The organism is Yokenella regensburgei, from assembly GCF_051486985.1.
GTDB lineage: Bacteria > Pseudomonadota > Gammaproteobacteria > Enterobacterales > Enterobacteriaceae > CBFFRJ01.
On sequence record NZ_JAHVDV010000014.1, the window covers coordinates 24,651 to 37,618 of the forward strand.

Genomic DNA, 12,968 nt, shown 5'->3' on the forward strand with positions numbered 1-12,968 from the left:
GTAATCATCAGGAAATGATTACTTTTAATGCTCTCCAGCCATAACGATTTTTGGTTTTATCGAGTTCAACAACACGTACAACGTGTACTTTTTGGCCATCCATTCCCGCAGGCACGAGATCTTTTGGAACAAAAGTATCACCCACAAAAGCAAAACCTTTTTCTGTCACACGTAGTATATCTTCTATTTCACCGGCGTCTGTAAGAGGCTGCGCTTGAGCCGGCGCGACGGCAACAACTGACTGATCCTCTTCAGCAATTGTCAGTTGAACGTAATCACCAGGTGAGAGTGGTAATTTATCAGACCAAAGTTTCATTCTGACTGACAGACTTTGATTTCTGCTCACCCAAGCATGGAAACCACGATTACCAGCATGGATATTCTGAACTAAAGCCAGCTTCTGGACGCGTTCACCAAAAAGATAATCTGCCGCATTCTGAGAACGCTGCAGTATAAATGAGGTAAGTAGCTCAGTATTTACCTGGTGATTATACCAGGGTTGGTTGAGTAGTTGTTCAAGATCAGTTTTTATCTGCCAACCGTTATGCAAATAACAATTAACAGCCCTATGCACACAGATTGATGCTTCGTTATGAAGACCTTCAGCTGCTAACAGTACAGCGAATCCCTTTAGAGTCGGAAGCGCCAGAGCATCATCGTGGGCACAACTCAAAGCTTTAGCAAACAAGGTAATAGCAGCTTGAGGATCTTTCTGGCGGTAAGTGGTCGCTAGTGCCCCCCACGCCCAGGCTTCATTCTGTTTTTTACGCAGCACTGCCAGTATTCGTTTTCGCGCCTCTTCGTAGCGTTTTGCAACAATAAGGCATCGCGCTTCGTCATAATCAAGCCAGATTAATTGTTGGGTATCTTTAACTTCATGGCGCGTTAGTGTCAGCAAAGTGATCAGGTCATCCACAGATAGATGACGCAATGTAGTCTGGCTACTCCAGGTTTTCGCAAGCTTGCGGGTAAATTTCAGCATCAAGCTAGGAGATTCGCCTTTCTCCGTAATAAACGGCTGTTTGTCTTCCGGACTGAATAGGGTTTTCGCATGTTTGGCCAGTAGCAGCATCAATTTGGGGAAGTGCTCCAAATTAGCCTGAAAGATAAGTAGCAGGCTGCGATACTCGAAACCACTGTCCGGTAAATCAAGCCAGATTATCCAGTCCAATAAAAAGTCGATTCGTTCGGCTTCTTGTCGCGTAGGTGTAAACTCACTTTTCCCTGCTGCGGCTCGCGCTTTAATAGTATCCCGTACATCTTTTAAATATGCATAACATACCCAGAAGAAAGCCCCTTTAAGAAAGCTATCACTTGGGTTTTGCTGCACTGTTGTACAACCTAGTTCCCAGGCTGCATCCAGTTCACCACTTTTCCTCAAACGGTTGATTTGTTGGAAAACTTGCTCAGCCATTGATGAAATCCACCTTAAATTGTGTGCTTACAGCTTTAGAATCAGCTTGGACCAGATGAATACTACTGATAACGCCTTTTCGAGAAATGCTACTCGCAGAAGGTATATTAATATCCAGTTTTAATTTGCCTGTGGAATGCTCTGCAATAGCGAAAACCTTGTATGGTTTCTCATCGATGTCAATTATTCGCCATCCTTTTTTGGCAATTAGGGTATCGATAAAATGCATAGCTATACGGATGTTATCATCGAGCCAAACTACTGGTGTATTGAGTAGTTGTCTTAACTCTTTTTCCAGTTGAGCATTGCCACTTAGCCCCTGGTATTTCCCAATAGTTACCTCAAATTTACCGTTATAATCGAAGTCTAGTGTTGCTTCACCGCATTCGTTATTAAGGAAATAGCGCTCTTTATAGGGATGCTGGTGTATTGAACTTATACGCCACGCGCTATGGTAAAGAGCGTCACTTATAGCCAGTAGTAGTGCAAATAACTCAGGTGTTTTCGGGTTGAATCCTGCGGGTAGCTCTCTGTTTAGCTCGTTCTCTGTAGGTAATCTGTTTTTAGCAAAGTGAAAATGCTGTTTTACAACCAATGGTACTGTTCTGATAGAGGATAAATGCCATTCAGTTTTTGATAGCGGATTAAGCGTAGGATAGTTAAGTATATCCAGCGTATGCATGGTTCGTGTTGTGGCAGTATAAAGCCAACGGAAATAACTATCGGTAGCCGGGTTGTCAGTATCATGGGCAGCACTCGCTTCCAGAATCACTCTCTTAAATGGAGGATGTGACTGCGCCCGATGCACAGTGAGTGCCCAGGCGTAGCGAAGTCGAGCGGCGTAGGTAAATTTACTATTGAGAATCAACTGACTGTGCTTTTTTTGATACTCTTCGCGTGCTGCCTTGTATTCCGAGCTTTTTTTATCCATCCCTTCCAGGGAAGATTTCGACTCCTTAAGCTGCTCATCTGCCTCTACTCGAGCCCAAATTCGTAGTGCCAGCAGTTTGTCAGTATCAAGTTCAGGTTTAAGCGAAGTCAAAAACTCCGGTAGGTAGAGTACGGTGGAAGAAGTGTCATTGCTTTGGAGTGTAACGTGGGCAAATTCAACGGTCGTGGGTTTATCTCGGCCTTTAAGCGTAATGCTTTTACTGAAGAAACCTCTGGCTGCTTGAGTTACTCTTGCGAATTGTCCCGCATGTAGCGGTATATGTTCATTCAGCGCATCACCATCATGTTCAAAACTATAGGTTTTGTTGTAAATTTCAATACGGTCACCTTCTACTAAATGACCCGGCTCTCGTGCTTGTAAATACCTGCTTCGGATACCAAAGTTTACTGCTTGAGCCCGTTCGTTAGTTGCACAGAGATAAATACACTCACAGCCCGGAGAGATAAGGTCTTCGGCAATCTGAGCTGTTTGTTCTCCCTTGGTTATAGTACGGAGCGCTAGCTGCTGGCAGATGGGTAATTGAATGAATTTTTGTGCAGCGAGTTGACCAACCAATTCGCGCTGAAAATCGAGCTGTTCATTCCGTGATTCCAAATCACGATCCTGTGAATTCAACTCAACTGTAAGGAAAGGGATCTGTTGCTGTTGGAATATCAGGCCTTCCAGCAGACTTTTCTCTTTGGCACCACGCCTTAGCTGATAAGGGTCGCCAAGTAACAGAATTTTAGGTAGTGATTGCGGCTGAGCATCCTGCATTTTGCCTTTCAGCAGCAACAAAAAATCGCTGAGAATATAACCACTACCGTAAAGTGCAGTATCTGAGGCAAAAAAATCATTACCGAGCAAATGTGCATCGAAAATGACTAACAAAGACTCTTGTGGTGCGTTAAAAACTTCATGATCCTGACAGTTTATTGGGTACCACGGCTTATCTTCTTTTATATCCTGAGGGTGTTGGCTGTAGAGCCAGCTATAGATACTAGTAACTTCTTCTATCTGACCGGTAACGTGCAGTCTGGCAGTTCGAGCGTTAGGAGCCAAATAACGCCGAGTGGTTATAGTTTTCGGCATTTGCTTCAGCAGCGCCTGCAGCACCTTACTTTTTCCTGTGCTATATGCGCCTGTAAGGGCGAAGACCGGACAGGCGCTATCACAGAACCATTCATTGATCGCTGTGAGCGCCTTACTCTGCTCTATATTGAGCGATATTGATGGCGAGTTTGTGCAAATATAGCCAGGGAAATCCATTGTTTGGATGCTCCATCAGATTATCAGATATGCAAAAAGAATCCACGATAGTGGGCATAGTGTCAAACTAGCTTGTGGAAGTTTAACAACCCCTCTACTCGATGTAATGTGCATCGAATACCTTTAACATCTCTTGCTGGTGTTGAGATATTTGTTCTTCTCCCCAAGCTTCGTCGGCAGCCTGGCGAGCCTCAAAAATAGCTTTGAGCTTCAGTGAATCAAACACCGGCTTAGCATCAAAATCGATTTTTTTCTTGCCGACAGCTTGGTTACTGTAAGCAGAGTTTTCACCTGGGCTTAAAAGCACAAGATTTCCAAAACTATCCAGACTCTCTTTATCTAAATAGCGCTGGTACTCTTCTTGCTGCGGATAAACATGCTCAACCGAATTTTTTGCGGTAATACGGTATTTTTTAAACTTGGGATTATCTTTCCACACTGATTGGTATTTTTTCCATAGAAGAAACTCTAATTTTTGGAACCAATAATGTTCAAAACGCGTGCCATGATTTTCAGAAAAATACATGCGTATTTCTGCCCATTTTCTCAGTGACGCATTTTCCGATTTTGCCTGTTTAAAACTTACACTTTTCTGCGTTTCATTATCAGCGGCCATAGACAACTCGTTGTCAATCCTTTCTAAAAGGGCTAGAACCTGTTGTTCGTTATCACCGGGTTGTTCTAATAGCTTCCCGAGGAAGGGAGTTAGCCAATATTGCGCGCTTCGCTCACCGGTAAACAGGCGTACACTCTGTAGCAGAGTTAATGCATTTATCTCTTTCTGAGAGCGATTGATATACCAATGATTACCGGAACGGCTACGTGAAACATATGTTAGTCGAAGCTCTTCATTTTCCTTATCTTGCTCCATCCACTTGATGACCCAACGGTCGAACTGATAACGAGTTTTCCACAACAACTCAAAAAAGCTCTTAATTTCTTGTTCTTCGGCAGAGCAGAGATGAGAGAAAATTTCTAACAGCTTATCGGTATGTAGCCGGGTAGAAATATCGGATTGTCCATGCCTGGCAAGATGAATTCGATAGACATGGATCAGCAATAACGGAAATGAAATTATTGAACGGCAATACACACCATCCTTGTTTTGAAGAGATAACTTCTGTTTTTCTGTTTCGAACTCTTCATGGACCTGAGAAAATAGTTCGCTGATATTCACCGCTACAACTGAGTGAGTTTCTTCTTTTGCGTAAACGTTTAGCGTAGGTGGTACAACTGCCAATTGTTCATCCGTGATGGAATCCCAGTCAGCTTCAGTGAAAGTCTGCCTGGCGTTTCTCTCAAAAAAATTTTCTAGGTGCTGGCAGGTTTGCCAGATAGCATCATAAAAACTTTTGTTAGATTTTATTTTTTTTAAAAGCCGTGATTTTAAAATATCAGATGCTTCCAACTGAACACCCGCCGTGTTCATTGTCGAAAAAAGGAGATTTAAATCCATTGTCCGAGGGACGCAGTTATTAACCCACTGAACATTATTGAATATATAATCCGCAAGTTCAGTTGCTTGGTATTTTAACGTATCGACTTTTTTTATAAGAACAGATAAGGCTGCATCCAAATGGGTTAGATAGGGATCATTCTTTATGTCGTTAGCTGAAGGGAGTTGATACTGTTCTAAGCCTGCAAGTCCCCCTAAAAGGTTCTGAACCTGGTGTCGGATAGTAAACTGTAGACGTGGTTTTTTACCGAGTACTGCTATATTACTTAATGGAGCATTGATACCAACTTTACGGAATGCCAAAGCAATTAGTACCAGTGTGGTGGTTCTTTGCTGCCCATCAATTAACTCAAGGATTCGGGTGTTTTCTGTGGGATTTTGCTCGGCGGTCAATATAGTGCCAATAAAGTATAACCGCTCCTTTTCTTGCCAGGCTTTCTCAATATCCTCAAATAGTTTGAGCACATCGCTGTCTGGCCAGACATACGGTCGTTGATAGCTAGGGATAACAAACTGATAATTTTTGTCTGCTATATTTCGTAATGTCATCAATTCAGAGTTAACTTTTTGTAGATTTGTCATTTTTCTCAATCCTGATGTGACAAGTTTATTATTTTATTTTGCAGAGTATATTGATATTCATTAGCCAATGATTGTGCGGGGGCGTCATGACTTACTTTAATATCAAAGTAACGCAACACTTGGTAAATGAATCGTTTTTTGACACTATTATCATCAGGCCCTATATTCTTAATGTCAATGTCAAAAGTATAGTTATTCAACCATTGAAAACACATCTCAGGGGTATAGCTAGTAGCAATCCAGTCCAGTACAGGGGCCCTATCTAATAATGTGTTTAATGTTGACTCTTTAACTGTTTTTTCATTGGTTACTCGTGGTGAATATATCACCATAAATAATTTCTTTAATGCCGTGGTTAAATTTTTTTCGCCAAATTGGCTGATGTATAACATTAAGGCAGTATCAAGTAACTCTTTTAAGTATTGGCAGCCTTCGAGAGGTATAATTAGTTCCTGGTAGCATTGAAGGAAATTTTGATGCTCTGGTGTAATGGCAAGTTCTGGATCCATCTCAGGAGACATAAAATGGTTTTGAATCCCCTGAAAGTAGGCTAGGTAGTGAATAGTATTAATCCCTGTATTGAGGGGTTGCCGTAATTCATAACCTTCTAGTGTTTGTTCAACTAAATAGCGGCCTTGGCTATGCTTATTTTTTCGATGACTTACAGAACGTCCATATGCAATATCTGGCCCTATAGTTGTCATTTCCCCAAATTCTGTTACTACCGCATTTCGCACAAGCAAAGGTTTTCGATGGCTTGGTACATCACGCTTGTGCAACGTATTACAAAACCTTCCCCGAAGTAAGGAGTTAATTATAGGGTTGAGATCTCCCAATATTTCCCAGCGCTGGGCGTAATGATTTTGTTGTTGGCGTTCAATACTACGTAAATGATGTGCTTTTATAATATCTGAGCCTGTAAGGCGAACCCCTCCGGTATTCTGCGTCTCAAAAAATCGATATGCCTCATCTTCTGAATCAGTCACTACCAGAGTAAAGTTTACGTCAGTGGCTGAAAATGTTGGCTCTGATGACTGTTTAAGAGTTTTCAACAACCATTTAAAATTGCTTCTGATTTGATGTTGAGACTGTGGAGAATGGTAGGATACATTATTTGCATATTTTGATATTTGGTGGGGGTTCAATATCGCATTAATCAGTGTTAATGAGGTTAGTCGTTGCTGGCCATCAATAATATTTAATATTCCGGAAGGATCTTTATGCAGTATTAGACTGCCAAGATACCAGGCATTCTCTTGATGATTTTTTTTATAATGAAGATAGTCTTTCCACAACTTATCCAGTTGTGACTCTCCCCAACAATAGGGGCGCTGGTATTCTGGAATAGCTAAGCTTCCTGTAATTAGTTCTCCTTCCGTTGGGGTAATCACCTCGCCAGATAACAGCTGGGCTAAATTACAACTTGCTACCACCACCGACATAAAACATACCTCATAAAAATTATGCTAAAGGCCCCGTTAGAGGCCATACAGTTTTTAAAACCCGCGCATCCCATTGATAAACGTATCAATCACATTCTGAACACGGTCGTAGACCCGAGCTCGCACGCTTTTACGTTCCAGAATCTTTGGTGTCCAGGTCAGCGTTTCCGCCACTTCATCTTCTCGTGGCATCACATCGGTAAAGAGGTAGTTGTCCAGTAAGCCGTTCAGCTTAATAGAATCAAGTCGTTCTTCGCTGCACAGCGTAGCCAGCGCCTTACCTTTTTCCTGTTCGACATAGGCTTCAAACACCTGAGTGATATCTTCGTCATGCGCGGCATGTAGCAGGCTTTTTTCAATAAAGTTATCGATAAGCTCACGTTTGCTGCGTAGCGTGACGTCACTGTCGACAATATCCATGATCTTTTTCTTCTGCTCCTGCTGCTCTTTTGGCGGCATCGCCTGAATACCCGCTATCAGACGCAGAATATAGCCGACATTAATTTCGTCGCGATGAATCAGAGAGACTTCAAAATCCACGTCTTCAAGAATCGAGACTTTCTCTTTGCTGGAGTGCTTTTTCACCTTGTCGTGGATATCGAGGTATTTACTGGTGAAATCGGCCAGCGTCTGGTCCGAGAGCGGTTTCGCCGCATCGTCAAAATCGGCAAAGCTTTCGAGGATGTTTTTCAAACGCATCACATCACGGAACGCCGTTACAAATGCCAGTTGTGCGTCTTCATCAGGTAAATCGTCCACGCTTTCTACCGTTGGCGTCAGCGTTAACAAGCGATCGACAGCGTCCTGATAATCCCCGAAGTACTCGTCAAAAGGTTTGACCAGCACCGTAGAAGAGGCATCTTTATTCGAGAACAAGGCAATAGCATCGTCGGTGGCTTTCTTCAGATTACGGAAGCAGACGATATTCCCGTGGCTTTTCTTCTCGTTAAGGATGCGGTTGGTGCGGGAAAACGCCTGCACCAGGCCGTGAAAACGCAGGTTTTTATCGACGTAGAGCGTGTTCAGCGCCGGGCTGTCGAAGCCGGTGAGGAACATATTCACCACCAGAAGAATATCGATGCCTTTCTCTTTGGTACGCTGGGCAATATTTTTGTAGTAATTGTAGAAGCTCTTTGAATCATTGGCCGAGAAGCTGGTGCCGTACAGCTCGTTATAATCCTTGATAAAACTATCCAGATGATCGCGACTTGAGGAATCAACTTTCGCGCCCTGCGGCAGGCTGATATCTTCTTCATCCAGCAGGCCGTTTACTGCCTCTTTGTCACTTTTATCCGCTTCATTAGCGGCATAAGTGAAGATGGTGGCAATTTTTAATGGCTTGTAGTTGGCATCCGCCGCCTGCAGTGCGGCTTGCTTTTCTTTAAAGAGTTTATAGTAGGTGATCAGCATATCGACTGACCCGACGCAGAACATCGCGGTGAACTCGCGATTGCGGGTCTTGGCGTTATGGTGGGCAAGGATGTAGTCGGTCACTTTGCCCAACCGGATGTCGCTTTCCATCACCTCTTTGGTGTCGATATCCTCCACATCGATATCGATCTCATTGCTGCTTTCTTTGCGCTTGTAAGTACCGACATATTCCACGGCAAAGCGCAGAACGTTTTCATCCCGTATGGCGTCGACAATCACGTATTTATGCAAGCATTTATCGAACAACAGTTCGGTGGTCTGTTTGACACCATTGGTTATATTGACGTTATCGGCAAAGATTGGCGTCCCGGTAAAACCAAACAGTTGCGCATTCTCGAAGAAGTTCACAATCGCTTTGTGCGTCTCACCGAACTGGCTGCGGTGGCATTCATCGAAGATAAAGACGATGCGTTCTTTACGCAGATGTGCGAGCTGCGCTTTATACCCTTCATGGGTAATGGCGTTATTCAGCTTCTGAATGGTGGTCAGGGTGAGTTTGGTGCTGCTTTGCTTAAGATGTTTTATCAGCGTACTGGTGTTGTTGGTGGTATCCACGCTGTCTTTCGCAAAACCGTTAAACTCTTTCGCCGTCTGATAATCCAGATCCCGGCGATCGACCACAAAAATGACCCGATCCACTTCCGGCATTTCCATAATCACCTGGCTGGCTTTAAACGAGGTCAGCGTTTTACCGGAGCCGGTGGTGTGCCAGATATAGCCGTTCTCCGGCCGTCCCTGCTTGTGGAGATTGTCCTTCACATGGCGGATCATCGCCTCACAGGCGTAAAACTGATAGGGGCGCATCACCATCAGGCACTTACGGGTTTCGTTCAACGCCGTATAGTGGGTGATCATTTTGGCGATGTGACAAACCTTCAGAAATGCGTCGGTGAATTTCTCCAGCGTTTTGAGCGGGTTATTCTTTTCATCGGTCCAGAAGAAGGTCTGCTCGAAATGATTGGCGCGGTTGTTGGCGTAGTATTTGGTGTCCACGCCGTTGCTGATAATAAAGATCTGCACATACTGGAACAGGCCGCTGCCGACCCAGAAAGCATCCCGATGGTAACGATCGATCTGGTTAAAGGCCTCTTTCAGCCCCAAGCCGCGACGCTTAAGTTCGATCTGCACCAGTGGCAGGCCGTTGATCAGCAGCGTGACGTCGAAGCGAGTTTTGCGCGTGTTTTGCTCGGCGTTGAACTGCTTCACCTGGCTTGTCACCTGAAACTCGTTCTGGCACCACTCCTCTTTATTGATAAAGCTGAGCCATTTCTCGGTGCCGTCATCGCGCAATAACTGGTAGCGATCGCGCAGAATTTTGGCGCGATCGATGACTTCATTGCCTTTGGTTAGATGCAAGAAAATACGGTTAAACTCGCTGTCCGTGAGTGGGGCAGATTCCAGTCGGTTATGGATTTCAATCTGCTTGCGTAGGTTGGCTTTCATACTGGTTTCATCGGTGACATTCACCCGTTCGTAGTGCATGCCAACCAGCTGTTCCACCAGCTGCGTTTCTAACTCGTATTCGCTTTGCGTTGCCATCAGTGTGTAGTGCCTTTTGTTATTGTGCAGGCCCGGAGTTGGTCGGGCCGGATGATTTTTATACAAACATTTGCTGGAGCAGGCCCTGCTTCCAGGTTTTTAACTTGTCCAGTTCTGCTTTTTTGACGGCGATTTTATCGTCAAGCATAGACAGTAAAGAAACTATTTTCTCTTGTTCTTCTCTAGAAGGTAAAACGATATCACCAGTCAATACATGCTGGTTATTAACTTTCATATCATTTTTAGCACCTTTGTTTATCAACGGTTTCAAATAGTTGTTAACAACTTCTTTTCTTGAAAAATAATAGTCAATATAGTTATGATCGATACAATCAAGGCAACTATAAACAGCATACAATGTTGATACTATCCCAGAATTTCCTTTATTTGATTTTATTATCCCAAAAGGATTTTCTTTCAGTGGGCTTTTTGTGTAAACAATATCTCCTTGATGGACAATATGGTAATTTTCAACAGACTCACCGGCATATGATCTTCCAAGCAATTCTATTTGATTGACAATGCCAACATCACCTGAGACAGACAGAACTTGCTCTTTGCTATAAATTAGTTTTTTATTTCTTTTCTTATGCTCATACAAACATTCAGATAATTGTACTGTTCTCCAGTCTAAGAAATCGCTACCATCATTACTTTTAAATCTAATTTTTTGACTAAAAATCTTCTGCATCATGCCTTTTTTGTACTGGCATAACAGGTCGTACTGCTGGTTCAGTAACGAGATTTTTTCGTCAACAGAGGACAGAAAATCGGCGATTTTGGTTTGCTCTTCCAAAGAAGGTATTGCAAATTCAAACTCTTTATACTCTTCAGCATTAATGCCAGGCTGCCCTGATCTCATTGAGTAAATTTTAACCCACTTACGATATTTTTCAGTAAGCGTTTGGTTATAAACAAAATATGGATTGGCTTTGTTTATTGTTAGTTTTATTAGAAACCCAGCAAAATAAAGCCTGCCGTCTTTTTGTTTATATAAATATGACTTACCTACGCTTGCTCCTGTTCGAGCAAAAACGATATCTCCTTTATTAAGAAGATATTTATTTTCAAGCTTACCTGATGGAGTGGTTAAAGGGGAAGGGGTGAACTCCCTTGTATCGTCATCTATATCCGTGATTCGAATATATTTATTTACGCCATCAAATTCAATTGCTGAACTGTTCATGCCATAGGCAGCGTGAGAACTAACGCTCCCTAAAGTCGTTTGCTTCCATGGCATGTTAAATTCACTGAATCGTAATTTCGGCATCATTACTTATTTCCCTCCGTCAACGTAAACGGCGTGTCAATCCCCAACTCCTTACAGAACCCAGTAATGGTCTTATCAATCTCCGCCACTTTTCCTTCCAGATCGCGAATTTCCTGCGCCACCGCGTTAAGGTCAATCTCTTCTTCCACTTCAAAAGTATCAACATAGCGCGGAATATTAAGGTTGTAATTGTTGTTGCGGATCTCCTCCAGCGTCGCGATATGGCTGTATTTCTCGATCGCTTTCCAGTCGTTATAGGTATCGGCAATCTTGTCGATATGCTCCGACTGCAGGTGGTTCTGGGTTTTCACCTTCTCAAAATCGTTACTGGCGTCGATAAACATAATGCTGTCGTTGTGTTTGCGGCATTTACGCAGCACTAATACGCAAGTAGCTATCGGTGTTCCATAGAAAATATTTGCGGGTAAGCCGATCACCGCATCGATGCAGTTCAGCTTCTCAATCATAAACTGACGAATATGACCTTCGGCGGCTCCCCGGAACAAGACGCCGTGTGGCAACACCACCGCCATGGTGCCGTCATCTTCCAGGTGATGGAACATATGCTGTACAAACGCCATATCCGCTTTGCTGGATGGGGCCAGTTTGCCGTACTGGGCAAAGCGATCATCGTTCATAAACAGCGGGCTGGCGCTCCATTTGGCGGAGAACGGTGGGTTGGCGACGATGGCGTCAAATTTCAGATGCGTATGCTGCGGGTGCTCCAGCGTATCTTCCTGAATGATCTCAAAATCTGCATAGTGAACCCCGTGCAGAATCATGTTCATACGCGCCAGGTTATAGGTGGTACGGTTCATCTCCTGGCCGTAGATTTTACCCACCGACGAGGCTTCACGTTTCACGCGCAGTAACAAAGAGCCAGAGCCACAGGTCGGGTCATACACGTTTTTCAGCTTCAGCTTGTGGGTGGTAACGATTTTCGACAGCAGTGTGGAAACCGGCTGTGGGGTATAGAACTCACCGGCTTTCTTACCTGCGCCTGAGGCGAACTGGCCGATAAGGTACTCGTAGGCATCACCCAGAATATCGGAACTCGCCTCGCTTAGGTTAAAGCTCAGTTTGTCGAGTTCAGTGACGACTTTGCCGATCAATTCGTTTTTCGCTTTCGCAGTATTACCAAGCTTGCTTGAGCCTAAATCGAGATCTTCAAACAGGTTGCTGAAGTCATCCGCAGAGTCGGTACCCAGCGTGCTCTGTTCAATGTTGCGTAGGGTAGTGGCGAGGTCTTCCAGAATAAAGCCGGTGCCTGTGCCCTTGGGGTCTTTAGCCACACGCTCAGCCATGGTGTGGAATAAATCCGTTGGCGGCAGGAAATAGCCTAAGGTCTGGATACTGTCTTCTTTTACCGCATCAACGATATCCTGATACGCCGGATGTTCCGCAGTCAATTCATTGTACTGAATGCCATCTTCCGCCAGGATTTTGTTCGCATACGCGACAAATTTTTCTGACAGGTATTTGTAGAAGATAAAGCCTAAGCAGTAGTCGCGGAATTCATCGGCATTCATCTTACCGCGCAGGGTATCGGCGATATTCCACAGGCGGCCTTGCAGTTCACTTAAATTTTGCGCTTCAATCTGGGGGGACATAGTTCTTCCTGTTGTTTTTCTTCG

At 43.9% G+C, this 12,968-nt stretch carries 7 protein-coding genes; all 7 read right to left on the reverse strand.

Annotated elements, in window-relative coordinates; translation table 11 throughout:
- Window positions 1-7: 7 nt before the first annotated feature.
- A complete protein-coding gene (locus tag KXR87_RS11540) occupies window positions 8-1,414 on the reverse strand; it encodes a tetratricopeptide repeat protein (protein ID WP_145550668.1) in 1,407 nt (468 codons plus the stop codon).
- Window positions 1,407-3,614 (reverse strand): hypothetical protein, encoded by a 2,208-nt coding sequence (locus KXR87_RS11545; RefSeq protein WP_437432399.1) that lies wholly within the window; start codon window positions 3,612-3,614, stop codon window positions 1,407-1,409. The genes KXR87_RS11540 and KXR87_RS11545 overlap by 8 nt, the downstream gene beginning before the upstream one ends.
- Before the next feature lie 94 nt (window positions 3,615-3,708).
- Entirely contained in the window at window positions 3,709-5,652 is a 1,944-nt protein-coding gene (locus KXR87_RS11550) for a DUF262 domain-containing protein (protein ID WP_437432400.1), read from the reverse strand.
- Between the two features lie 5 nt (window positions 5,653-5,657).
- Window positions 5,658-7,094, reverse strand: a complete 1,437-nt coding sequence (locus tag KXR87_RS11555) for a DUF262 domain-containing protein (RefSeq protein WP_249938836.1) — start codon at window positions 7,092-7,094, stop codon at window positions 5,658-5,660.
- A 54-nt stretch (window positions 7,095-7,148) separates the two neighbouring features.
- Window positions 7,149-10,064 (reverse strand): type I restriction endonuclease subunit R, encoded by a 2,916-nt coding sequence (locus KXR87_RS11560; RefSeq protein ID WP_063923459.1) that lies wholly within the window; start codon window positions 10,062-10,064, stop codon window positions 7,149-7,151.
- Between the two features lie 58 nt (window positions 10,065-10,122).
- Window positions 10,123-11,337 carry a restriction endonuclease subunit S gene (locus KXR87_RS11565; protein WP_063923460.1) on the reverse strand — a complete coding sequence of 405 codons (1,215 nt, stop codon included), beginning with the start codon at window positions 11,335-11,337 and terminating at the stop codon, window positions 10,123-10,125.
- Complete coding sequence (locus KXR87_RS11570; RefSeq protein WP_063923461.1) at window positions 11,337-12,944, reverse strand: type I restriction-modification system subunit M; 1,608 nt, start codon at window positions 12,942-12,944, stop codon at window positions 11,337-11,339. Before KXR87_RS11570 ends, KXR87_RS11565 begins: the two co-directional genes overlap by 1 nt.
- Window positions 12,945-12,968: the final 24 nt, after the last annotated feature.